The sequence below is a fragment of the Neobacillus terrisolis genome (genome assembly GCF_051233475.1).
GTDB lineage: Bacteria > Bacillota > Bacilli > Bacillales > Cytobacillaceae > Bacillus_BU.
On the sequence record NZ_JBKFGH010000043.1, the window covers coordinates 16,007 to 38,608 of the forward strand.

A 22,602-nucleotide genomic window follows, 5' to 3' on the forward strand; every position below is an offset into this window, starting at 1 on the left:
ATCACTCCACCTTTGTTTTTTGTTTAGAGAAAAGCGCAAGGAATGACCCTCGCGCTTATGAAGGAAAATTAATAGAACCAGCGATTCTCTTTTTTGAAGGAGCTGCCTGCTTTTCACTTTCCTTATGTTTATATTTTTGTTCGTAATTTACGAACATTGATACATTGACTAAAATCCCCATCGCAAATGACAGTTGAAGAATCGATGAGCCCCCATAGCTTACAAATGGCAGTGGAACCCCTGTTAATGGGATTAATCCGGAAATACCAGCTAGATTTGTAAATGACTGAATTCCGATCATACTGGAAATACCTATTGCCAGCAAAGTCCCAAATGGATCCTTGCACCTTAAAGCAATGTATATCCCCTTTAACACAATGAACCCTAAACAGATAATAACAAACCCTACACCCCATATTCCCAACTCTTCGGCAATTACCGCCATAATAAAGTCCGTGTGGGATTCAGGTAAATAACCAAGCTTTTGAACGCTTTGTCCCAATCCTAAGCCATTAACTCCGCCTGAACCAATTGCTAAATATGAATTAACCAACTGGTAGCCAGACCCTTGTTCCACTGAAAAGGGATCATTAAACGCTTCAAATCGACTAAGCCTAGTTTTAGAAAAAATCTCATCTTTTAACATTAAAACAAATGGTAAGACCAACAAGGAACCAATAATAATTAGCTTTGTTATATTTTTAATATTCATTCCAGAAGAAATAATAATCATCGCTGCTATCGCAAAAATGATGGCTGCCGTTCCAAAATCGGGTTGAATGGCAACTAAAACACAAACAATTACTAAATATACAACTGGAGGGACAACCCCATGATTAAATTCATTAATATAGGATTGTTTCTTTGCGTATACAGCAGATAGATAAATAATGACACCAATTTTTACAAATTCCGAGGGCTGAATACTCCTGCTTCCTACTTGGAACCAGCTTTGAGCATTTCCGGCAACATGTCCAAAAATAAACAAGGATACCAGTCCAAATAAAGAGCCAATTACAATAATGGCAAGTATTTTATTACTTTTCATTATTTTGTAAGGGAAAATTGACATAAAAGTAAAAACAAGGAGTGCACCCATTAAGTGGAGTTTTTGCTTTTGGTAGAAAAAATCACTGCTTACATCATACCGTTGAACAGCAGAAACCATACTTGAACTGTAAATCATGACCAATCCAAATAAAGACAAAAGGATCAAAACAATAATTAAGGAATAATCATACGACTTAATGATTTTTTTTACCATTCAACCTCTTCCTCATCTTCTAGGTTGTTTAAGTTATTCTATCATTCTATTCAATATCCTGCATATGAGGGAAGAAAAGATAGAATTATTTTAGCATAAGAATACTTTACTTCCTATACTATTTATTATTTTTTTGATTAAAATTGTTTTTTAAATTTTAATATTCTAAAATTATAATGGTATAAAAAAACTCAAACATTATTCTGTTTGAGTTTTAACTTACTATTTTTTTTGTGAAGCTTCATGCAGTGCGGAAAGCTCTCTTTCTAATTGATCTATAATATCTTTACCGTCTTTATCTTCAACTAAACCTAGTCGGACTGCAAAGTCAATTTCACGAGATAAACCAAACATTTGTGTATCTAATACCTCTTCATAAAGTGGACACTGAGGCATTGTAAGGTTGTCCATTTGCACCTTAATAAGCTTCAATATCTTATCAGCGTCCGCCTTTAGTAAGGCGTTTGCTTTTTCTCGATGATCAATAATCATTTCTGACGCCAACATTGATCCCCCCGTTTCCGAGCGATTACCTATACTTCTTTAAATTTTACTCGCTTGCACGACAAATTGCAACAATAATCACAAGGTAGTTTATATTTCATTCAAGACTTATTTTTCCAAAGTGAAAAAGTGTCAGAAAAATGACAGTGGTACAAATAATCGTTATACTTAAAATATTGCTAAAAAGGGAGGGCGTTAGAATGGAAAATATCATTCAAATTAGTGGGAAGGTAAAATTCCCAATTACTTTAGACCCAGGTGTTTGGATATTTGACGATCGAAAAATCGATTTAAATACATATTTCCAGCTTAAAAGCGAAGAAAAGCCCGATGAATTAACAGAGTATAAAAAAGCGATCTCTAAACAATGGGACCGTGAAATTGTCGAAGGAGCTGTTGTTCCGCCTACCTTATCTTCTGAGCGGGTATTCGAAAAAGAAAAGCTGCTAAATGGTTCGTTTGCGATTAGCTTAAAACCTTTTTTAACCAATGCAGAACCTTTAGATGACGCAAGCGCCTTGGTTATTGAAATGAATAATCATGAAGTTGAGGTTGCTTTGGATGAGGCATATCAGCTTTTGCTTGGCTTTTCTATGGAAGGAAAACCGCTTAAAGATGACGGCCCTATTCATGTTTATTATGGCGATGGTTCCAATCAGCATCAGCCACTAAAAAATGTTAAAAGACTTATTGTAAAATAAGACTTACCGAAAGGGCTGATCATAATCAGCCCTTTTTCGTCTTTATGGGGATAGCTGATGTTTTATAGGAGATCAGCTGCTAGCTGGGCTAAGCTTGATCTTTCTCCCTTCACCAACTTAACGTGTCCTGAAATATTTTGATCCTTAAACTTTTCAACGACATATGTAAGGCCATTGTTGTATGCATCTAAATACGGATGATCAATTTGTTCAGGATCTCCCATTAATACAATTTTACTCCCCTCTCCAACTCGTGTTAATATCGTTTTTACTTCATGCTTTGTTAAGTTTTGAGCCTCATCAATAATAATATATTGATCAGGTATACTTCTCCCACGTATATATGTGAGCGCCTCTACCTCAATCGATCCCATCCCCGCAAGAATTGCATCAAGTTCCCCGGGTTTTTTTGCGTTAAATAAATACTCTAAATTATCATATATCGGCTGCATCCAAGGCCTCAATTTCTCTTGTTTTTCTCCCGGAAGAAAGCCTAAATCCTTACCAACTGGTACGATTGGTCTGGCCACTAAAAGCTTTTTATAATCACCTAAATCCTCTGTTTGCATTAAGCCCGAGGCAAGGGCAAGAAGGGTTTTTCCCGTTCCTGCTTTTCCTATAAGAGTGACAAGCGGTATGTCTTTCCTTAATAAAAGCTCAATCGCCATTGTTTGTTGAACATTGCGAGGGCGAATCCCCCAAATATGTTCATGATCAAAGATTAATTTTTTTATTTTTTTCCCTTTAGAATCAACTACGCCCACGGCCGAAGCAGAGCTCCCTAATGCATCCTTTAAAACAACAAATTGATGGGGATAATAAGGGTGATTCGATATATCAGAAAGTAATAATTCATTTTTTTCATAAAACTTCCCAATAAGACCAACATCGATATACTTTTCTAAAAATCCGGTATAAATATGGTCAAAATCAACGACGCGGTCACTCAAGAAATCTTCAGCAAATAATCCAATCGCATCTGCCTTGACTCGTACAAGCGCATCTTTGCTCACAAGAATGACTGGTCTCCCTTTTTCTTTCGTTTGTTCTTCCAGAAACAAATTTTTGGCTACAGCAAGGATCCGATTATCATTTGTTTTTTCAACAAAAATTTCTTGTAATTGGTGAAAGGAACGATGGTTTAGTTCAATTCTTAAATTGCCACCGTTCTCAAGCGGAATCTTTTCATGCAGCTTCCCAGATTCTCTTAAGCTGTCAATAAGGCGTGAAACCTGTCTTGCATTCCTCCCAATTTCATCCATATACCTTTTTTTTGAGTCCACTTCTTCAAGAACAACCGCTGGAATAACAACCTCATTGTCCTCAAAGGAGAAAATGGAGAAGGGATCTTGTAACAAGACGTTTGTGTCTAACACGTATATTTTACTCAATCTGATGCCTCCCGCTCTTCTTGATCTACTCGTTCCTATATTGAACGAACCGCTTGTCAGATGAACTTTGATAAAATATATGATTCTTCGCATAAAGATAGAAGAAATTTTGCACAATAATCGTAAAGGGTACTAGTTATTTATTTTTCAACAAAATCACCATTCCCGCTTATTTTAGGAGAAGCTTTTGAATTGTTTTTGGAGGTGACCAATAATCATGATAAAGAATTGTTTAGCAATTGCTTTAATATTTATGTTGGCAGGCTGCGGAGCGCAAAATAAAGCAGTTGATAATGGAAGGGATAATTTAGTCAAAGTTAAAAATAGTACAATACAGGAAGTGGACAGAGAAACAGGCCAGCAAATTTCCAAGCATTTAGTCGATTTAGCCACCGGAGTCCCTAATGTACGGGATGCAACAGCAGTGGTCTTAGGAAACTACGCCATTGTTGGAATTGATGTTGACCAAAATATTGACCGGTCTCAGGTAGGGTCCATAAAATACTCCGTTGCCGAGAGTATGAAAAACGATCCACATGGTGCCAGAGCCATTGTCATAGCCGATCCAGATCTTAACGCCCGCTTAAGGGAGATTGCAGGGGATATTCGTAATGGGCAGCCCGTTTCCGGGATTATGAATGAGCTTTCGGATATAACCGGCCGCTTAATGCCGGAAGTTCCTGCAGATATGTTAAACCCAAAAGGACGAAATGCAACAGAAAATCCAAAAAAAGAAATGAACACCCAAGATTCACGCAAACTCGAAAAAGAACAGGATGACCAGTCAAAAGGACATAAGGATTAACCTTGAAATCGAACCCCTTAAAAAATACAAAAAGTGGCTGACTTTGGGTCAACCACTTTTTTATTATTCATTGCTTGCTGCCTTAATGGCATCCATTACTTGCTTGTCTAACTTTGCTGCAGCATTTTTATCATAAGTCTTGTCATATTGTGGCTCTACCGTAATTTTTGAACCATAAAACATTACATCACGGACTTCATTGATTTTGATTTCAACTAAGGCAAGTTTTAATGGCACACCTTCAAGTTTTTCTTGTTTGACTGAAGCATATCCGCTAATTGCATAAGTTGATTCATTCGCAATCACATTCACAACAACGTGTTTGTTTTTGTTAATATTCTGGATAATTCTTGAGCGATTATCAACCGCAAAGAAAACGGAATCGTCATTAGGTGCTAATACCCAAGAAATCGCGGTAACATTTGGACCGCCTGTTTCAAAATCTACAGTGGCAAGAGTGACAAAACGTTCTTTTTGTAATTCATCATACAAAGGTTTAATTAATTTTGCTTCTACTTGGTTCACCATCACATTACCTCCCTTAAACTACCACCATATTACTACTTTCCTATTTTTTCATCAACTTTAACGTATTAACTAAATGCAACTTAGGTCGACCATTTAACAATGGTATACTATAATATAATAAATTGAATTAATGGATAGGATAATTTAGATTTAGGATAGAGGTGTCTAGATGAGAGTAAAATGTTTCATTTGCGATAAAATAGAATCGATTGAGGATTATTCACCATTGGCAAAACGATTAAGAAATCGGCCAATTCACACATATATGTGTAAACCCTGTGAGGAACGAATCGCCGAGAAAACAAATCTGCGGCATGCGTCAGGGAATTTCCGGCTTTATAAACCTGCATCTGAAGAAGATAATTGGTAAAAAAAAGGTGGCAAATCGGTTCGGTAAAGAACCCATTAGCCACCTTTTCTTATTCATTCGGGTAGATTTTCCATTTATCAGGCTCGGCTTTAATTTGATTTAGCATGACTTCAATATATTCGATTGGGAATTGAGAGATTTTTTCCTCTCCATCCTTTTCGTATTGAACGAAGTACATTCTTTCATCTTTTGAAACATGGATATTGTTAATCCCATGCTCCATTGTCAAGATGGTCTCAAAAAGCTCTGTCGTTTCGATTGCTGACAGATCATCTGGTCTTTCATCGCTGACAACTTTTATCGAAAGCCAGTTATACAAGGCATCCTGTAGTGATTTCACGCCTAGACCTCCAAATTAACCAAGATTTGCGTCTTGTTTTTTTTGTTGGTGCAAACGTACCTTGTAAATGATAAGAATCAGTGCAGCAACCACTAACCCTTCCGTTATTGGTAGAAAGACACCTAGAAATGTAAGAACTGTACAGCCTAAAATCAAAAACAAGTAAATAATGATTGATTTTCCGATAGGCAGTTTTTTTGCAAACCCTAACTTATAAACAAGAATCGATAATCCAACAATTGTTAAATACAAAAGCGGCGTTCCAGTTTCTGGATTCTGATCAACACGGTACAAGGCTGCAAAAAAAGATAAATGCTCCGCTACATCCATTTCCGGTCACTCTCCCTTTTTTTAGCTTAGTTCAGCATATTTCTTTTTCTTTGCAAGTCTTTCACGTTCATTTTTATCAAGGATTTTCTTGCGCAGGCGAATCGATTCCGGTGTAACTTCACAATACTCATCATCATTTAGGTATTCTAACGATTCCTCAAGCGTCATGATTCGAGGCTTTTTAATGACCGAAGTTTGGTCCTTGTTAGCTGAACGAATATTTGTTGCTTGTTTAACCTTAGTAATATTAACGGTAATGTCGTTCTCTCTAGTATGTTCCCCAACAATCATACCTTCATAGATTTCAGTACCTGGATCCACAAAAATGGTTCCTCTATCTTCAACTTGCATAATTCCATAAGTCGATGCTTTCCCTGATTCCATTGAAACAAGGACCCCTTGACGTCTTCCGCCAACTTGACCTGGCTGCATTGGCTGGTAGCTATCAAAGGTGTGGTTGATAATTCCGTAACCACGAGTTAAGGTTAAGAATTCGGTTGTATAACCAATTAAGCCACGTGCTGGGACATTGAATATTAAACGAACCTGTCCTGTCCCATTATTAATCATATCAAGCATTTCACCTTTTCTTGCACCAATCGATTCCATAACTGCACCTGTGTGCTCTTCTGGAACATCGATTTGAACGCGCTCGATAGGCTCACACTGAACACCATCTACTTCTTTTATGATAACCTCTGGCTTTGAAACCTGAAGCTCATAACCCTCACGACGCATATTTTCGATTAAGATAGATAGGTGTAGCTCACCGCGGCCGGAAACAATCCAAGCATCAGGTGAATCGGTGTTGTCGACACGAAGGCTTACATCAGTTTGTAATTGAGAACGAAGACGCTCTTCAATTTTTCTAGAAGTAATAAATTTACCTTCTCTACCGGCAAATGGACTATTATTCACAACAAATGTCATTTGTAAGGTTGGTTCATCAATTCGTAAAACCGGTAAAGCATCTTGATGTTCCACTGGACAAACCGTTTCACCAACGTTAATGTCTTCCATTCCAGATAAAGCAATCAGATCCCCTGCATGTGCCTCTTGAATCTCTTGACGCTTTAATCCAAAGAAACCGAACATTTTTGTAACACGGAATTGTTTTACTGAACCATCAAGCTTCATAAGCGCAACTTGTTGACCGACATTAATGGTTCCGCGGAATACACGGCCAATACCAATTCTTCCAACATAATCATTATAATCTAACAGGGCAACCTGGAATTGAAGCGGTTCTTCACTATTATCAACCGGTGCAGGTATATGTTCGATAACCGCATCATATAATGATTGCATGTTTTCATCTTGGTTGGCAGGATTTGGATCTGTACTTGCTGTTCCGTTAATAGCTGAAGCATAAATTACTGGAAAATCAAGCTGATCTTCATTGGCTTCAAGTTCGATGAACAAATCCAATACTTCATCCACTACTTCTTCTGGTCTTGCAAAATCACGGTCAATTTTATTCACGACAACAATGGGGGTTAAATTTTGTTCCAAAGCTTTCTTTAATACAAAGCGGGTTTGTGGCATACACCCTTCATAAGCATCAACGACTAATAATACACCGTCGACCATTTTCATTATCCGCTCTACTTCTCCACCAAAATCAGCGTGACCTGGTGTATCTAGAATATTAATTTTTGTATCTTTATATTGAATGGCAGTATTTTTCGCTAAGATTGTAATTCCTCGTTCTCTCTCGAGGTCATTTGAATCCATTGCACGCTCTTCTACATGTTCGTTCGACCGGAATGTACCAGCTTGCTTCAACAGCTGATCGACCAATGTCGTTTTCCCATGGTCAACGTGAGCAATAATGGCTATATTGCGAATATCTTCTCTTAATTTCAAAAAATTCACTCCTCATATTTTCGTGAAACCCCATTGTCTTTGGATAACTGAAATATTATAACACAAATGATTAGAAACCAATAATCATTTTGTAGTACAATAGAAAATAACTTAAATTGAAGTGTTAAACAAAGGGGAAAAATCGATGAAACAAATTAAATGGTTATTTTTATTATTTGCTATCATGGCCGCAGCATGTATTGCAGGGATTGGCATATCTATTGCAGAAGGCAGTGTGATTGGCGCACTTGCAAGTACGATTGCGACCGTGGCAGCATTTGGACTAGGGTTTTCATTTAAAAGAAAATTATTAAAATAATCTGTAAAAAAATCCCTTTAAAGAAGGGATTTTTTTACGTACCTTAGTTTTTACCAATTTCCATCGTTAAGATACTTTTTTAAGATCTCTTGGTGAAGGCCTGGCTTAGCTACTAAAACGGTATTTTCTCCAATAAGGTTTAATTCCTTGCCTCTTAAAGTTGTAGCTACCCCTCCTACTTCTTCTAAAAGGACCTTTCCACCTGCAAAGTCCCATGGGGAAAGTCTTAAAGAGATATACGCATCAATTCTTCCGGAAGTAACGTATGAGATTTCCAAAGCGGCCGAACCTAATGATCTAGATCCCCTGGCATCTTTGACAAGCTCTGCTAACAAAGACGGATCTATGCTTCGATTTTCAGTCACCCACGTGGCATTAATCCCAATAATGGCATCCTTCACCTCTACATGATCTAATGGTGCGAGCCTTGTGTCATTTAAATAAGCCCCTTTTCCCTTAATCGCATGATAAAGCTCATCGTGAACCACGTCATAAATTAATCCAATCTGTCCGATTCCATTTTCATAAATTCCGATCGAAATAGCGAAATTGCGCTGCTGATGAACAAAGTTCGTGGTTCCATCAATCGGGTCGATAATCCAAACGACACCGTTTATTTCCTGTATTCTATCACCTAATCCTTCTTCTCCAAGAACCGAGTGATCAGGGAAAGTCGTTTTAATTTTTTCGATAAAAAATTGTTCTGTTTCTTTGTCCATGTTGGTAACAAGGTCATTTCGGTTTGATTTCGTTTGGATATCTAAAACTTTTGAAAAAGAAGCTCTGATCATCGCTCCAGCTTCCTTCACCCATGTCTTTGCGTATGTATCAACATCCTGCCAGCTTGTCATATATTATATCCTCCCAATTAGGGCATATTTTCCAATTAATTCTAGATTGATTAAATTATACTATTTAAATTCGACCTCTTTCAAACAAAAGCGCTTAGTTTTGCACTTTCATTCTCGCCTGAGCCTGAACTCCGTCAACTTGTCCTATCATTAAAAAATAAGGCCTTACTTATATTTGGCTGTTGATTTCCACTCCAGGTGCTCGCTTTCCGCGGGGGAGTCCGGGAGCCTCCTCGGCGCCATTGCGCCTGTGGGGTCTCCCGTGACACCTTCTCCCGCAGGAGTCTCGCACCTTCCGCTCCAATCAACAGAGTGCTCAAAGTCAAAACTGTTCTATAACACATCTAAAAATAATAAACGAACTCCATTTTGGATATTGGAGTTCGTTCTTAAAAAACATTGTATAAACCTAGATTGACATCCATTTTTTTCTTTCATACTCCTTTGGTGTCTAAAAAATATTTCACTTTCTATAATGCCTTAAGTCTTATAAGTTCAGTTCTAATTTTCTCAAGTTTCTGCTTACAGTCTTTTTTCTTTGCATCATTTTGTTCGCCCATAGCTTCAAAAAGAGTTGCAAGTTCATAATCCATCTCCAACCTTAGGACAGCAGCTCTTTCATTTTCAATTGTCTTTTTGCGATTTGAGTTCACTAATTGTTTCAATAGCATGATCTCCCTTCATATTAATTTAATTAAATTTTCTGATTATTTTTACTATTATAATATGAGGAATTTGCTTTTGATGCAACAAATTTGTGCTGAAACCTAGCAGGATAAATATTTTCTAACAACAAGCAACAAATTTCATCTTGTCTGTCATGTATGCTACAATGTTTTACAAATTCCGGCTGGAGGTTTTCTAATGTCGTTTTCTGGATTTACCAATGAGGATTTTGATGTTTTTAAAATTGATGGATTAGAAGAGCGGATGGGAGCTTTAATTAAAACAGTCCGCCCAAAGCTTGAAGATTTAGGGAAACATTTTGCCCCAAGCTTAACAACTTTAACTGGCCAAGAAATGTTTGCTCACGTTGCCAAACATGCTAGAAGAACAAAAAATCCGCCAAAAGATACTTGGGTTGCCTTTGCAAATAATTCCCGAGGGTACAAGATGGTCCCCCATTTCCAAATAGGACTATGGGAAAGCCATTTGTTTATCTGGTTTGCCATCATATATGAATGTCCTCGGAAAGAGGAAATCGGAATGAAATTTAAAGAGAATCTCGATTCCCTTTTCAACAATACTCCTGTAGATTTTGTCTGGTCTATTGACCATACAAAACCTGAAACAATACAACAACAAATGCTTTCAAAGGAGGACCTTGAAGCATTATTTGAACGTCTTACAAAGGTTAAAAAGGCTGAGGTCCTTTGTGGGTTCCAAATTCCCCGTTCAACTGCTGTTGAAATGAATTCTGAATCATTGCTGAATCAAATTGATTTCGTTTTCCGAAAACTGAATACATTATATGAAATTAGTAGTCAATCGTAGAACGCTTTTGAGTTTGATCCTAAAATATTTATGGATCAAACTCTCACGTTTCTATTCACTTTTAATTCATTTTAATTATTTTGGAGCTGTCTGTTTCTTTGGCCTTTTTTACTACCAAATAAGAGGAATAGTTGCTGCTCTCTTCGAAATCATCGAAAATCCGCTTCTCTTGTGCCTTACCGGGAACAATCTCTTTAAAACGACGATATACACTTAATAATTCGTCACGTTCAATTCCAGTTTCATACCCTTTTTCAACACATTCAAAAAATTTGATAACATCAACAATCTCTTCTGTTGACCAGTCAGGGTCAATCGGATATTGATATTCCATGCTTTTTCACCTCCATTTTTTTCATACAACAAGCTACTATTATTTTATCCATTTAGCTGAAGTGTCTTTCGCTTCAAGTACCATTCGATTAATTAGTTCCTCTACTGATGGAATATCCTTTATTAAACCTGCAACCTGACCTGCCCACGCAAAACCTTCATCCATTTTTCCTTCATATATATAACGTTTATTAGAAGTGCCACTAATATAATCCTTTAAGCCTTCATAGCCAACGTTTTCATTTTCTAAGGCCAAAATCTTTTCCGTCCAAGAGTTAGCTAATGCCCTTGCAGGCGCACCAATCGATCGTTTAATAATGACGGTGTCATTTTCAGAACTGTTAACTAAAGCTTGTTTATAAGCTTCATTTGCATGGACACATTCCTTTGTAGCAATAAACCTTGTACCCATCTCAATTCCTTCCGCTCCGAGAGCTAACGCAGCAAGAAGCCCTCTTCCATCACCAATTCCTCCTGAAGCAATTACCGGAATATTGACCGCATCGACCACTTGAGGAATTAACACAAATGTACCAATGTCGTCCCGACCAAGATGCCCGCCACCTTCTTGTCCAACGACCATCACTGCATCCGCTCCTAGCTCTTCGGCTTTTTGTGCTTGACGTTTTGCAGCAACTAATACAAGTTTTTTTATATCGGTTCCCTTTAGCTGTTCAAAAATTGGGGCAGGATTCCCTCCCGTCATGGATACAACAGGAACCTCTTCTTCTATCGCAACTTCGAGCATATGAGAAAAAGGACGTCCATGTTGGCCAATAGCGTAATTGACGCCGAATGGCTTTGAGGTCAACGAACGAACCTTGCGGATTTCTTCACGTAGCTGTTCAGGCGTTTCTAAAGACATCGCAGTAATCTGCCCTAAACCTCCTGCATTAGATACAGCTGCAGCTAGTTCAGAATAGGCTAAATAGGCTAGTCCTCCCTGGATGATGGGATATTCAATCTTTAAGCTTTCTGTCACTCTTGTCTTGAATTTCATCATTCACACTCCCCTTATAAAATTATCTTTAAAACTTCTATTTTTCTCGGTTATAATCCTGTTTTTTTAGAAAACTAATTAATGACACGTGCAAACTCTTGTCTCGTTTATAATAATTACTATGCAAAGAGAATGAATAATGCTATAATTCATGTGTTTTTAATTTTTTACCTTATTATCATATTTTCAGTAAAGAGGTGTGGGAAAAAGTTGTCTCAATACGATACACCGTTATTTAGCGGGCTCATTAAACATGCCCAAAAAAATCCAGTCCAATTTCACATTCCTGGTCACAAAAAAGGGGCAGGAATTGATCCAGAATTTAGAAACTTTATCGGTGATAATGCTCTTTCAATTGATTTAATTAATATTGGACCATTAGATGATCTTCACTCTCCAAAGGGAATCATTAAACAAGCTCAAGATTTAGCGGCAGAGGCTTTTGGCGCAGATCATACCTTTTTTTCAGTGCAGGGGACAAGTGGAGCAATCATGACAATGATTATGGCTGTTTGTGGACCAGGTGAAAAAATCATCGTTCCAAGAAATGTTCACAAGTCAGTTATGTCGGCAATTGTCTTATCTGGTGCAATCCCAATTTTTATTCACCCAGAAATTGATAAATATTTAGGGATTTCCCATGGAATTACCGTCGAATCGGTGGAGCATGCCCTTGAACAACATCCGGATGCAAAAGGTCTTCTTGTTATAAACCCGACTTATTTTGGAATTGCTGCCGATTTAAAGAAAATAGTAGAATTAGCCCATTCTTATCATGTACCGGTTCTTGTAGATGAGGCGCACGGAGTTCATATTCATTTTCATGAAGCACTCCCTATGTCAGCGATGCAAGCAGGGGCAGATTTAGCGGCAACCAGTGTTCACAAGCTAGGAGGCTCGATGACGCAAAGCTCGATCCTTAATATGAAGGAAGGACTTGTCTCAGTAAAACGAGTTCAATCGATTTTAAGCATGTTGACTACCACATCAACCTCATATCTATTGCTCGCCTCTTTAGATGTTGCTCGCAAAAGATTAGCAACAGAAGGAAAAGAGCTGATTGGCAGAACGATTGCTTTAGCGCAAAAAATCAGATCAGAAGTTAATGCCATTGAGCACCTTCATTGTGTTGGAGAAGAAATTCTTAATGCGAAAGCAGCGTTTGGCTATGACCCGACTAAGATGATTATTTCCGTTAAAGATTTAGGTCTTACTGGTTATGAAGTAGAAAAATGGTTGCGCGAAAACTATAATGTCGAAGTAGAAATGTCAGATTTATATAATATTCTTTGTATTATTACACCTGGAGATACGGAAGAAGAAGGAAAAATTCTTGTAGAAGCACTTAAACATTTATCAAAGGATTTTCACCATATGGCAGAGAAAGTCCATACAAAAGTTCTGCTTCCTGACATCCCATTGTTATCGTTAACACCAAGAGATGCATTTTATGCAGATACTGAATCGGTGCCTGTGGAGCAGGCTGTAGGCAGAATCATTGCAGAATTTGTTATGGTCTACCCACCAGGGATTCCAATCTTTATCCCGGGCGAAATTATTACCGAAGAGAACATAACCTATATTACAAAAAATCTCGAGGCTGGGTTACCAGTACAAGGTGCCGAAGACGATGAATTAAAATCATTCCGTGTGATTAAAGAACATCGAGCGATAAAATAAATAGAAACGAGGCCTAACGTCTTGTGGCCTCGTTCTTGTTTTTTAAACCAATTGGAAAAAGCATGCCTTTGCATGCTTTTTTATTAGGATCTATTAATGTGGCTGTTCTTCTTTTTTGTCTTCATTACAACATTGGCACTTGGCATAGAGAACCGTTACTTTTTCATCTTCGAAATGATCAATAGTCATATCACATGATTGACAAACGATTGTACCCATTTAAGGATCTCCCTTCCTTCCGGAACATTTTCACCAATTTTTTGAAAGCGTTTTAAATTCACTTCCTAATTAAATAATAATATAACACTTTTCTAATTTCAACCCCAATTTGTATAACACATTAACTTTTTTTAAAGTAAATTATGGAAACGACTGATAATTCCAGCCGCGCCCATTCTAATTAGTATAACACATTTAAAAGGATGCAAAAAAACAGACCTTTAAATAAGGTCTGTTCTCTCACTATGTTTAAGTATTTATTCATATTGTGGTTCAAATGGAGTTCCAGGCAATGCATCTAGGAAGAATTCCACTAAATCGGCAGCTTGTTGTTCATCGGTAATTTTAAAAGCAGTCTTTAAATATTCAGTGTCTTCAAGGTCTTTAGGGTCGAGGAGAGCTGAGCGGCCAGTCTGCATGCAGACTACGAGGGGCTTGCCAAAAAACAAATTGGTGTAGATAATCCCAAAATCAAAGCGGGTTTGTTCCGTGGTAAAACCAATAAATCTAACCTTCACTTTTTCAGATTCATCATAAAGCTTTCCAAAGATCTCCATAAATTACCTCCCTTTTGTTTGAATATTTAGAATTTTATTATAACTCAACTTTATTGTTTTAGCAAGAGCGATTTTGTCTATCGAAGAACGTTCCTTTCGTAATAAATTATCGACACATGATATAATAGAAACGAAAAAATTTACAGAACAGAGAAATTGGGGGATATAGCATGACACAAAACGCTTATATTAAGCTGGTATCTGCGTCTACACAGCAAAATATTACAACTGATGAGCTTATAAACTTATTTAATTATTATAAGGAAATTACTACAAAAGCTGGTGAACAATTAAAATGGGATTATAACCATTCCGCATTTCCATATGAAATTAAGGAGCAAGCAAATAGTGAAGGAAAATGGTTTTACTTATCTGCGATCAACGATGGTTACTTTGCTATTTTAATCGGTATTGACAAGGAACAAGTAAAAAATGAAGATGGCACTGAAACAGAACAAATGTATATTCAAATGACATTACCCGAAAAATCTACCGCTGGTGATAAGGGTAAAGCAAATGAATTTTGTAAATTCATCGCTAAAAAGCTTCAAGGAGAACTTCATTTATTTAATGGTAGGGTAATGTATTACTATCCAAGAAAATAGGGATTAGAGGATATTTGCATACATAAAACACCCCCTCTTTTTTGGGGAATTTAAATAATTTACTGGCGACCGTAATATGGTCGTCTTTTATTTTGTCTATGTTTAACTTGCCTGTTGATTTCCGTTACAGGTGCTCGCGCACCTTAGGGGGAGTCCGGGAGCCTCCTCGGCGCCATAGCGCCTGCGGGGTCTCCCGTGACACCTTCTCCCGCAGGAGTCTCGCACCTTCCACTCCAATCAACAGAGTGCAAACCAACATTTTTCTTTATCTCAGCGTTTATTCTAAGTCCATTCCCCTTAAAAAGGAACTCTATTTTGCATGGAGGATGGTTAAGGTAAAATGCACAGAGCTGTATAGTATGAGACTAAAAAAGGTAATGGCTACCGTTTTTTTTGTTGATTTTAATAAGGTGTTTCCGATCATAAAAGCGATATATATAAAAATAACAAACATTAACCCGTTATAAAGTGGATGATCGTGTTTTGAAAGCCATTCAATCACTGTATATCCACTCCAAATAATTAACTGTAACATAATCACAACGTATCCTTTCATCCTCATCCCCATTACCTGCCTAGATTATTTATCTCTCTTATTGTCATTATATGTACTCTATCTTAAGGATATTTTTCATTTGTGTTTCATTTAAATGACAAGTCCTTTTTTTTATTTCCATTATGATAAAATATGGCTACTACTCAATAGGTCGTGTGACCTAGCATTAACCGTTAAGTCATTGTTTAAGAATAATAAAAAAAGTGAGGCTGCCCGTGATGAAAGGTCTGCCATTGATATTTCTTGCTTCATTTATGGTGATGACTGGTTCCTGCAGTAAAGCCGATGATGAAGGGATCGAGTTAAAACAGAATGTTAAACAAATCCTATTTTTCTCAGATGACACTGATTATTCTGAGGAAGCAGCCTACTATGATGCTTTAATAGAATTAAAAGAAAATTTTCCAAAGGAAATTAAAAATATGCTGGTCCTTTCACCTACCAATGCAAAGCAATATTTCAAAGCTTATCAAATAAAAGCATGCCCTGCCCTACTGGTGGTTTATAATGAGACTGTTGTCGTAAAAATTACCGGTAATGTCTCAAAAGACGAAATTATTCATCCTATTTCTGAAGTTCTTTCCAATGATTTAGCAATAAAAAAATAAAAAGTCCTTTTCCGAAAATGAAAAGGACTTTTTTATTAGGCTCTGTTAAATTGGGCTGTTGATTTCCGCTCCAGGTGCTCCAATCAACAGAGTGCTTAAAATCAACATTGTTCTTTAACACTGCCTTTTATTAAAAAAATAAAAATGTAGTGTTGTGTTACTTAACGATATGAATTGGGTGACCTAGTGCTACTTCAGCAGCCTCCATCGTAATTTCTCCAAGAGTAGGGTGGGCATGAATGGTCATAGCTAAATCCTCTGCTGTCATTCCAGCTTCGATGGCTAAACCTAATTCAGCAATCATATCAGAAGCACTTGGCCCTGCGATCTGTGCCCCAATGACAAGTCCATCTTCTTTACGAGTAACGAGTTTCAAGAAGCCATCCGTTGCATCTAATGCCAATGCGCGGCCATTTGCAGCAAATGGGAATTTTGCAGCCGTAACATCAATACCCTCTTCTTTAGCTTGTTTTTCCGTGTAGCCAACAGAAGCAAGTTCCGGATCTGAGAAGACTACCGCTGGAATAGCCAAATAATCGATTTCCGATGGAAGTCCAGCAATGGCCTCTGCAGCAATTTTCCCTTCATATGAAGCCTTGTGGGCAAGCGGCGGACCTGGCACAACATCACCAATTGCATAAATATTGCCTACACTTGTGCGGCATTGTTTATCAATTTTGACAACACCGCGATCGGTCATTTCGATACCCACTTGTTCTAATCCAATCTCATCACTATTCGGACGGCGTCCGACCATTACAAAAACATAGTCTGCCTCAACCGTTTTCGCTTCACCGTTTACTTCGTATTTTACGGTGACACCTGTTTCAGTTTCCTCCACACCTTTAGCGAAAGCCTTCGTAATGATTTCTGCGCCCTTTTTCTTAAGGTTCTTTTTGACAATCGCAGACATTTGTTTTTCAAATCCGTTAAGAATTTCATCCATACCTTCTAAAATGGTAACTTGAGTTCCAAAGTTTGCATAAGCTCCACCAAGTTCTGTCCCGATGTAACCACCGCCGATTACAACAATTTTATTCGGAATTTCAGTTAAGGCTAAAGCACCAGTTGAATCAAGTACTCGTTTAGAATATTTAAACGCAGGAAGCTCAATTGGGCGAGAGCCTGTTGCGATAATTGCATGTTTAAAAGTATAGGTTTGCGAAGAATTTTCATCCATTACTTTAAGTGTATTAGCATCAACAAAGTATGCTTCACCACGAACAATATCAACCTTGTTCGCCTTTAATAATCCCTCAACACCGCCAGTTAATTTATTCACAACACTAGCTTTCCATGCCTGTACCTTTGTAAAGTCAACTCTTACATTTTCAGCTGTAATTCCAATTGACTCAGAGTGTTTTGCTGTTTCATATTTATGACCAGCCGCAATTAAGGCCTTTGAAGGAATGCAACCGACATTTAAACAAACGCCACCTAAATGTTCCTTCTCTACAATGGTTACTTTTTGTCCTAGCTGTGCAGCTCGTATAGCAGCAACATAACCGCCAGGACCTCCACCAATAACAATTGTTTCTGTTTCAATAGGGAAATCTCCTACGACCATTTTTTACGCCTCCATTAACAATAGTTCCGGATCGTTTAATAACTTTTTAATATGATTTAGAGCATTTTGCGCAGTTGCTCCATCGATCATTCTGTGGTCAAAGCTAAGTGATAAAGCAAGTACTGGAGCAGCGACAATTTCTCCATCTCTTACAATCGGCTTTTCAGCAATTCGGCCGATTCCAAGGATTGCAACCTCTGGATGATTAATTACTGGAGTAAACCACTGACCGCCAGCAGAACCAATATTTGTAATCGTGCATGACGCACCTTTCATCTCATCAGGAGCCAATTTTCCGTCTCTTGCTTTTGCTGCTAATTCATTAATCTCATTAGAAATATTAAATACTGACTTTCTGTCCGCATCCTTCACTACAGGAACAAGAAGACCTTTTTCAGTATCAGCTGCAATCCCAATATTATAGTAATGCTTATGAATAATTTCTCCAGCAGCATCGTCTAGGGAAGTGTTCAAAGCCGGGAATTCGCGAAGTGCACTAGTTAATGCTTTGACAACATAAGGTAAGAACGTTAGTTTTATTCCTTTCTGTGCTGCTACTTCCTTGAACTTTTTGCGATGTGCGACGAGCTTAGTTACATCTACCTCATCCATTAATGTAACATGTGGTGCCGTATGCTTTGAGTTTACCATTGCTTTAGCAATAGCTTTGCGGATTCCACTCATCTTTTCACGCGTTTCAGGGTATTGGCCTTGCGGAATAGCTTGTACTGCTACCTTTTCAACTGTCTTAGTTTCAGTTTCTTCTGCTGTTTCAGTAACGATTGGAACATCAACAGCAGGTACTACTGCGGAGCCAACTGAAAGATACGCATCAATATTTTCCTTTAAAACACGGCCATTCTTGCCTGTTCCATTAACAAGACGAATTTCTACGCCCTTTTCACGAGCATATTTCCGAACTGATGGCATAGCAATGACTCGTTTGTTACGGTCGACCGCAACTTCAGCTTCTACAGTAGGTACAAATGCAGCTTCTGCTTGCGTAACTCCAACTTTTGCAGGCTCAGCTTCCACTTTAGGAGCCTCTGCTTGCGTTTCCTCGTGATCACCTTTAAACTGTAAATTTTCATATCCTGGTGCATCAAAGGTCACCAAAACTTGGCCCACTGTAGCAACCGTTCCTTCTCCTACTAGAACTTCCTCAACTGTTCCTTCTACGGGGGAAGGGATTTCAACTACTGCTTTATCGTTTTGGACCTCACATAATACGTCGTCCTCTTGCACTTTATCTCCTGGTTTCACAAACCATTTAACTATCTCACCTTCGTGAATACCCTCACCGATGTCAGGCAATCTAAATTGAAATGCCACTGGATTCACCCTCCTAAACTTCATTCTGAATCATTTTGTACAAATTGTTCACGGAAAACACGGGATTGCTGGAATAATCCTTAATATCCCAGCATCTTACCCGATTTATTTAAAATGACAATACTTTTTTTGCAGTTTCAATTACATCTTTATAATTAGGAAGCCAAACAGATTCTGCTTGTGGGAACGGGAATATCGTGTCTGGTGCTGCAACACGCAATACAGGCGCCTCTAAACTTAAAATCGCACGATCGTTAATTTCAGCAACCACGTTTGCTGCCACACCAGCCTGTTTTTGTGCTTCTTGAACGACAATAGCGCGACCCGTTTTTTCAACCGAACCAATAATCGTCTCAATATCAAGCGGGCTCACAGTACGTAAATCAATCACTTCAACAGAAAACCCTTCTTTCGCTAGCTCTTCTGCCGCTTTAAGTGACTCATGAACCATTGCACCATAAGTAATAATAGAAAGATCTGTTCCCTCACGTTTAATATCAGCTTTTCCTAAAGGGATAGTGTATGATTCTTCGGGCACTTCTTGCCGGAAAGAACGGTATAATTTCATATGTTCTAAAAATACAACTGTATCATTATCGCGGATCGATGAAATGAGAAGCCCCTTTGCATCATATGGTGTTGAAGGAATTACAACTTTTACTCCAGGATGTTGAGCCATCATTCCTTCTAAACTATCAGCATGCATATCAGGAGTGTGTACTCCCCCACCGAATGGGGAGCGTATCGTAACCGGTGAATTATATCTACCGCCTGAACGAAAGCTCATACGGGCCAATTGACCGCAAATAGAATCCATTACTTCAAATACAAATCCAAAAAATTGAATTTCTGGAACTGGACGAAATCCTTGCAGTGCCAGACCTACCGCGAGACCGCCGATTCCTGATTCCGCAAGGGGCGTGTCAAACACACGATCTTCACCAAATTCTTTTTGAAGGCCTTCTGTCGCACGGAACACGCCTCCATTAACCCCCACGTCTTCACCGAAAATTAATACATTCGGATCATTTTGTAATTCTGTACGTAGGGCATCGGTTATTGCTTGAATCATTGTCATTTGAGCCATTGTCTACTTCGACTCCTTTGCTTTATATATTTCATATTGTTCTTTTAAGTTATAAGGCATGTCTGAATACGTAATGGACATTAGATCTGTTACCTTTTGTTTAGGAGCAGCGTCTGCTTTTTTGATTGCCTCTTTAATATCTTCTTTTGCTGCTTCAATTACTTCACTTTCCTTTTCCTCGCTCCAAAGCCCCTTCTTCTCAAGGAATTTACGGAAACGAACAAGAGGATCTTTCTTTTCCCATTCATTATCAAGGTCTGCCGTACGATAACGAGTTGGATCATCTCCAGCCATTGTATGAGGACCGTAACGGTACGTTAATGTTTCAATTAATGTTGGCCCCTCACCATTAATGGCACGCTCACGTGCTTGGTGAGTTGCGGCATAAACGGCTAGCGGGTCCATGCCATCTACCTGGATACCAGGAATACCAGCTGCCACTGCCTTTTGTGCTAGTGTCTTTGAAGCGGATTGTTTTTCAACAGGAGTTGAAATGGCAAAGCGATTATTTTGAGCTATAAATATTGCCGGAGCTTTGAACGCTCCTGCAAAGTTCATTCCTTCATAGAAGTCACCTTGGGAAGTTCCACCGTCTCCTGTATAAGTAATCGCAACTGCTTTTGCTCCACGCTTTTTCATTCCGAGGGCAACACCTGCAGCTTGCACGTATTGAGCACCAATAATAATTTGCGGGTGAAGTACGTTTACCCCTTCAGGAATATTCATCCCTTGATAATGACCTCTTGACCATAAAAAGGCTTGATATAAAGGCAATCCATGCCAAACTAGTTGCGGAACATCACGATAGCCAGGTAGAATAAAATCCTCTTTTTCCAGTGCAAATTGTGATGCTAATTGTGAAGCCTCTTGGCCAGCAGTTGGAGCATAGAAGCCTAACCGTCCTTGACGATTCAAGGAGATGGAACGTTGATCGAGAATTCTTGTATATACCATTCTTCGCATTAATTCTTGTAATTGATCATCACTTAGCTCCGGCATTGCAGCTTCATTCACTACATCGCCTTCTTCATTTAATATCTGTAATGTTTGAAATTGTTCCTCTACAGCTGCGAGCTGTTTCTTCACGTCCAATTGTTCCTTAGTATTGGAAGCCATAAGAGTCACCTCTTCCTTTCATATGAGAAAATAATTATTCATTAAACATATCAAAATTAGGATACCCAAAAACTTTATAGAATAATAATCGACAACCGAAGACAAATTCTGTATCACTAATTTTTTATTTTTTACTAATACAACACTTTCTATGTTTTTAAGTTTACAACATCGAAAATACGCAAGTCAATCATAATGATTCAAGTTTTTCACATTTCGTTCACATTTTTTATTTCCAAACTGTATTACCTAATATCCTTCATCTGTATTATAAAAAGGTGAAGAAAATGGCGGTTGTTATAATAAAGTGACAAAAATCACTTTAGTGAAATAACTTTTTTCTATTCTTTTAAGAAATAATAAACTTATAGATGAAAAAAGAACCGACATAATGTCGATTCTTAGTTACGTAATTATTATTTCGAAACACTTAATCCTGCTTTTTTGTAGAAAGCCAGCTTCGTTTCATTGTATTTCTTTGTCTTATCATTAAATTTCTCGTTTGCTTGAAGAACTTTATCATATGTATTATTAATTTTTGTTACTTGGTCTGTTAACTGTTCTAGGGAAACATCTTTATTTTTAAGCATTTGGTATAATTCAGTATCATATTTAATACCTAATAAATAGTATTCATACAATTGATCATGAATCTTATATCTTGAGCTCATCATTTCATCTAATTCTTTTGCTTCATTTTTCAGCTCTGCATCCTTCAGTTCGGGTATCATTGCAGAAAAACTTTTGAATTTGTCTTCACTGGACTTTATACTTTTTTGTTCTGTATCCATATGCTTCTTACGGTTAGAAACCATTGATATAGCCTCATCAGCTAGTTTTACAATTTGATCATAATCCTGACTTCCTAAAGAATTAATCTCTTTATATAGTTCTCTCTCTTTCTTTTCAAGCTCCATTAACGGCTCTTGTTGTTCTTCAAAGCTTTTTTCTTGTTTTACTACATCCTCCAATATATCAAACATTTTTTCTTCAGTAGATTGTCCAATACAGCCGGTTAACAAGAAAAAAATGAATGATATAATAGTAACCAAACTCATTTTCCGAATGCTCAATCGCTTTACCCCCTAACTGCTACCAATACTTACTATATCGATTGTAAAGTCGTTTGACAATAGTACTTGACCGGCTTTTATTGTTAACTTTTTTACTATTCTTTGT

General features: G+C 37.8%; 27 protein-coding genes. 8 read left to right on the plus strand and 19 right to left on the minus strand.

The features are described from left to right. Positions 1-55 precede the first annotated feature (55 nt). Together ACI48O_RS21460 and ACI48O_RS21465 are read right to left on the minus strand one after the other, a co-directional pair. Positions 56-1,264 (minus strand): FtsW/RodA/SpoVE family cell cycle protein, encoded by a 1,209-nt coding sequence (locus ACI48O_RS21460; protein ID WP_435563873.1) that lies wholly within the window; start codon positions 1,262-1,264, stop codon positions 56-58. Between the two features lie 222 nt (positions 1,265-1,486). Continuing rightward, positions 1,487-1,768 carry an Fpa/YlaN family protein gene (locus tag ACI48O_RS21465; protein WP_435563919.1) on the minus strand — a complete coding sequence of 94 codons (282 nt, stop codon included), beginning with the start codon at positions 1,766-1,768 and terminating at the stop codon, positions 1,487-1,489. Positions 1,769-1,968: 200 nt separating this feature from the next. Here ACI48O_RS21465 and ACI48O_RS21470 point away from each other — a divergent pair, with 200 nt between their 5' ends. Continuing rightward, positions 1,969-2,469, plus strand: coding sequence for a peptidyl-prolyl cis-trans isomerase (locus tag ACI48O_RS21470; RefSeq protein WP_435563874.1), 501 nt, complete (start codon positions 1,969-1,971; stop codon positions 2,467-2,469). 62 nt (positions 2,470-2,531) lie between these two features. On the opposite strand, the gene ACI48O_RS21475 is transcribed toward ACI48O_RS21470, so the two are convergent. After that, positions 2,532-3,860, minus strand: coding sequence for a PhoH family protein (locus ACI48O_RS21475; RefSeq protein WP_435563875.1), 1,329 nt, complete (start codon positions 3,858-3,860; stop codon positions 2,532-2,534). A gap of 217 nt (positions 3,861-4,077) precedes the next feature. On the opposite strand from ACI48O_RS21475, the gene ACI48O_RS21480 reads away from it, so the two are divergent. After that, positions 4,078-4,665, plus strand: a complete 588-nt coding sequence (locus ACI48O_RS21480; RefSeq protein ID WP_435563876.1) for a YhcN/YlaJ family sporulation lipoprotein — start codon at positions 4,078-4,080, stop codon at positions 4,663-4,665. Between the two features lie 63 nt (positions 4,666-4,728). Here the strand turns inward: ACI48O_RS21480 and ACI48O_RS21485 are convergent, their stop codons facing one another. Then, complete coding sequence (locus tag ACI48O_RS21485) at positions 4,729-5,193, minus strand: pyridoxamine 5'-phosphate oxidase family protein (protein ID WP_435563877.1); 465 nt, start codon at positions 5,191-5,193, stop codon at positions 4,729-4,731. A gap of 169 nt (positions 5,194-5,362) precedes the next feature. Between ACI48O_RS21485 and ACI48O_RS21490 the strand changes: the two genes are divergently transcribed. Continuing rightward, the gene (locus ACI48O_RS21490; RefSeq protein ID WP_435563878.1) at positions 5,363-5,563 is read left to right on the plus strand and encodes a YlaI family protein; all 201 of its coding nucleotides are present in this window, start codon (positions 5,363-5,365) and stop codon (positions 5,561-5,563) included. Between the two features lie 49 nt (positions 5,564-5,612). Here the strand turns inward: ACI48O_RS21490 and ACI48O_RS21495 are convergent, their stop codons facing one another. From ACI48O_RS21495 to typA, 3 genes are read right to left on the minus strand one after another with little or no spacing between them, the layout of a single operon-like run. Then, positions 5,613-5,903: a hypothetical protein gene (locus ACI48O_RS21495; RefSeq protein WP_435563879.1), complete on the minus strand. Its 291-nt coding sequence runs from the start codon at positions 5,901-5,903 to the stop codon at positions 5,613-5,615. A gap of 15 nt (positions 5,904-5,918) precedes the next feature. Next, complete coding sequence (locus ACI48O_RS21500) at positions 5,919-6,233, minus strand: YlaH-like family protein (protein WP_435563880.1); 315 nt, start codon at positions 6,231-6,233, stop codon at positions 5,919-5,921. Positions 6,234-6,254: 21 nt separating this feature from the next. After that, positions 6,255-8,099 (minus strand): translational GTPase TypA, encoded by a 1,845-nt coding sequence (typA, locus tag ACI48O_RS21505; RefSeq protein WP_435563881.1) that lies wholly within the window; start codon positions 8,097-8,099, stop codon positions 6,255-6,257. A gap of 145 nt (positions 8,100-8,244) precedes the next feature. On the opposite strand from typA, the gene ACI48O_RS21510 reads away from it, so the two are divergent. Then, positions 8,245-8,418, plus strand: coding sequence for a DUF5325 family protein (locus ACI48O_RS21510; protein ID WP_435563882.1), 174 nt, complete (start codon positions 8,245-8,247; stop codon positions 8,416-8,418). A gap of 50 nt (positions 8,419-8,468) precedes the next feature. Here the strand turns inward: ACI48O_RS21510 and ACI48O_RS21515 are convergent, their stop codons facing one another. Next, positions 8,469-9,269: an inositol monophosphatase family protein gene (locus ACI48O_RS21515; RefSeq protein ID WP_435563883.1), complete on the minus strand. Its 801-nt coding sequence runs from the start codon at positions 9,267-9,269 to the stop codon at positions 8,469-8,471. A gap of 470 nt (positions 9,270-9,739) precedes the next feature. Next, positions 9,740-9,934 (minus strand): hypothetical protein, encoded by a 195-nt coding sequence (locus tag ACI48O_RS21520; RefSeq protein WP_435563884.1) that lies wholly within the window; start codon positions 9,932-9,934, stop codon positions 9,740-9,742. Positions 9,935-10,133: 199 nt separating this feature from the next. Here ACI48O_RS21520 and ACI48O_RS21525 point away from each other — a divergent pair, with 199 nt between their 5' ends. Next, positions 10,134-10,763: a DUF1054 domain-containing protein gene (locus tag ACI48O_RS21525; RefSeq protein ID WP_435563885.1), complete on the plus strand. Its 630-nt coding sequence runs from the start codon at positions 10,134-10,136 to the stop codon at positions 10,761-10,763. A 61-nt stretch (positions 10,764-10,824) separates the two neighbouring features. Here the strand turns inward: ACI48O_RS21525 and ACI48O_RS21530 are convergent, their stop codons facing one another. Then, on the minus strand, positions 10,825-11,097 hold the full coding sequence (locus ACI48O_RS21530) for a UPF0223 family protein (protein ID WP_435563886.1): 273 nt from the start codon (positions 11,095-11,097) through the stop codon (positions 10,825-10,827). 39 nt (positions 11,098-11,136) lie between these two features. Further along, the gene (locus ACI48O_RS21535; RefSeq protein ID WP_435563920.1) at positions 11,137-12,096 is read right to left on the minus strand and encodes an NAD(P)H-dependent flavin oxidoreductase; all 960 of its coding nucleotides are present in this window, start codon (positions 12,094-12,096) and stop codon (positions 11,137-11,139) included. Between the two features lie 210 nt (positions 12,097-12,306). On the opposite strand from ACI48O_RS21535, the gene ACI48O_RS21540 reads away from it, so the two are divergent. Next, entirely contained in the window at positions 12,307-13,776 is a 1,470-nt protein-coding gene (locus ACI48O_RS21540) for an aminotransferase class I/II-fold pyridoxal phosphate-dependent enzyme (RefSeq protein ID WP_435563887.1), read from the plus strand. Between the two features lie 93 nt (positions 13,777-13,869). Here the strand turns inward: ACI48O_RS21540 and ACI48O_RS21545 are convergent, their stop codons facing one another. Together ACI48O_RS21545 and ACI48O_RS21550 are read right to left on the minus strand one after the other, a co-directional pair. Then, positions 13,870-13,995 (minus strand): GapA-binding peptide SR1P, encoded by a 126-nt coding sequence (locus ACI48O_RS21545; protein WP_435563888.1) that lies wholly within the window; start codon positions 13,993-13,995, stop codon positions 13,870-13,872. Positions 13,996-14,252: 257 nt separating this feature from the next. Next, a complete protein-coding gene (locus tag ACI48O_RS21550; RefSeq protein WP_435563889.1) occupies positions 14,253-14,552 on the minus strand; it encodes a DUF3055 domain-containing protein in 300 nt (99 codons plus the stop codon). A 170-nt stretch (positions 14,553-14,722) separates the two neighbouring features. On the opposite strand from ACI48O_RS21550, the gene ACI48O_RS21555 reads away from it, so the two are divergent. Continuing rightward, on the plus strand, positions 14,723-15,157 hold the full coding sequence (locus ACI48O_RS21555) for a DUF1885 family protein (protein ID WP_435563890.1): 435 nt from the start codon (positions 14,723-14,725) through the stop codon (positions 15,155-15,157). A gap of 310 nt (positions 15,158-15,467) precedes the next feature. Here ACI48O_RS21555 and ACI48O_RS21560 read toward each other — a convergent pair whose 3' ends face one another. Continuing rightward, positions 15,468-15,713 (minus strand): hypothetical protein, encoded by a 246-nt coding sequence (locus ACI48O_RS21560; RefSeq protein ID WP_435563891.1) that lies wholly within the window; start codon positions 15,711-15,713, stop codon positions 15,468-15,470. A 218-nt stretch (positions 15,714-15,931) separates the two neighbouring features. Between ACI48O_RS21560 and ACI48O_RS21565 the strand changes: the two genes are divergently transcribed. Beyond that, positions 15,932-16,321 carry a small peptidoglycan-associated lipoprotein gene (locus ACI48O_RS21565; RefSeq protein ID WP_435563892.1) on the plus strand — a complete coding sequence of 130 codons (390 nt, stop codon included), beginning with the start codon at positions 15,932-15,934 and terminating at the stop codon, positions 16,319-16,321. A 157-nt stretch (positions 16,322-16,478) separates the two neighbouring features. Here ACI48O_RS21565 and lpdA read toward each other — a convergent pair whose 3' ends face one another. From lpdA to ACI48O_RS21590, 5 genes are all read right to left on the minus strand, one after another. Beyond that, a complete protein-coding gene (lpdA, locus tag ACI48O_RS21570; protein WP_435563893.1) occupies positions 16,479-17,888 on the minus strand; it encodes a dihydrolipoyl dehydrogenase in 1,410 nt (469 codons plus the stop codon). Between the two features lie 3 nt (positions 17,889-17,891). After that, entirely contained in the window at positions 17,892-19,220 is a 1,329-nt protein-coding gene (locus ACI48O_RS21575; protein WP_435563894.1) for a dihydrolipoamide acetyltransferase family protein, read from the minus strand. A 109-nt stretch (positions 19,221-19,329) separates the two neighbouring features. After that, a complete protein-coding gene (locus ACI48O_RS21580) occupies positions 19,330-20,307 on the minus strand; it encodes an alpha-ketoacid dehydrogenase subunit beta (protein ID WP_435563895.1) in 978 nt (325 codons plus the stop codon). Positions 20,308-20,310: 3 nt separating this feature from the next. Further along, positions 20,311-21,423, minus strand: coding sequence for a pyruvate dehydrogenase (acetyl-transferring) E1 component subunit alpha (gene pdhA / locus ACI48O_RS21585; protein WP_435563896.1), 1,113 nt, complete (start codon positions 21,421-21,423; stop codon positions 20,311-20,313). A gap of 416 nt (positions 21,424-21,839) precedes the next feature. After that, entirely contained in the window at positions 21,840-22,496 is a 657-nt protein-coding gene (locus ACI48O_RS21590) for a YkyA family protein (protein ID WP_435563897.1), read from the minus strand. Between the last annotated feature and the right edge of the window lie 106 nt (positions 22,497-22,602).

Bases quoted from the DNA above. Each gene is read 5' to 3' on its own strand.
- ACI48O_RS21515 (WP_435563883.1), bottom strand. From the start codon at position 9,269: ATGACAAGCTGGCAGGATGTTGATACATACGCAAAGACATGGGTGAAG.
- ACI48O_RS21530 (WP_435563886.1), bottom strand. From the start codon at position 11,097: ATGGAATATCAATATCCGATTGACCCTGACTGGTCAACAGAAGAGATT.
- ACI48O_RS21560 (WP_435563891.1), bottom strand. From the start codon at position 15,713: ATGAAAGGATACGTTGTGATTATGTTACAGTTAATTATTTGGAGTGGA.
- ACI48O_RS21485 (WP_435563877.1), bottom strand. From the start codon at position 5,193: ATGGTGAACCAAGTAGAAGCAAAATTAATTAAACCTTTGTATGATGAA.
- ACI48O_RS21565 (WP_435563892.1), top strand. From the start codon at position 15,932: ATGAAAGGTCTGCCATTGATATTTCTTGCTTCATTTATGGTGATGACT.
- lpdA (WP_435563893.1), bottom strand. From the start codon at position 17,888: ATGGTCGTAGGAGATTTCCCTATTGAAACAGAAACAATTGTTATTGGT.
- ACI48O_RS21510 (WP_435563882.1), top strand. From the start codon at position 8,245: ATGAAACAAATTAAATGGTTATTTTTATTATTTGCTATCATGGCCGCA.
- ACI48O_RS21525 (WP_435563885.1), top strand. From the start codon at position 10,134: ATGTCGTTTTCTGGATTTACCAATGAGGATTTTGATGTTTTTAAAATT.
- ACI48O_RS21580 (WP_435563895.1), bottom strand. From the start codon at position 20,307: ATGGCTCAAATGACAATGATTCAAGCAATAACCGATGCCCTACGTACA.
- ACI48O_RS21480 (WP_435563876.1), top strand. From the start codon at position 4,078: ATGATAAAGAATTGTTTAGCAATTGCTTTAATATTTATGTTGGCAGGC.
- pdhA (WP_435563896.1), bottom strand. From the start codon at position 21,423: ATGGCTTCCAATACTAAGGAACAATTGGACGTGAAGAAACAGCTCGCA.
- ACI48O_RS21545 (WP_435563888.1), bottom strand. From the start codon at position 13,995: ATGGGTACAATCGTTTGTCAATCATGTGATATGACTATTGATCATTTC.
- ACI48O_RS21535 (WP_435563920.1), bottom strand. From the start codon at position 12,096: ATGAAATTCAAGACAAGAGTGACAGAAAGCTTAAAGATTGAATATCCC.
- ACI48O_RS21460 (WP_435563873.1), bottom strand. From the start codon at position 1,264: ATGGTAAAAAAAATCATTAAGTCGTATGATTATTCCTTAATTATTGTT.
- ACI48O_RS21550 (WP_435563889.1), bottom strand. From the start codon at position 14,552: ATGGAGATCTTTGGAAAGCTTTATGATGAATCTGAAAAAGTGAAGGTT.
- ACI48O_RS21490 (WP_435563878.1), top strand. From the start codon at position 5,363: ATGAGAGTAAAATGTTTCATTTGCGATAAAATAGAATCGATTGAGGAT.
- ACI48O_RS21500 (WP_435563880.1), bottom strand. From the start codon at position 6,233: ATGGATGTAGCGGAGCATTTATCTTTTTTTGCAGCCTTGTACCGTGTT.
- ACI48O_RS21470 (WP_435563874.1), top strand. From the start codon at position 1,969: ATGGAAAATATCATTCAAATTAGTGGGAAGGTAAAATTCCCAATTACT.
- ACI48O_RS21555 (WP_435563890.1), top strand. From the start codon at position 14,723: ATGACACAAAACGCTTATATTAAGCTGGTATCTGCGTCTACACAGCAA.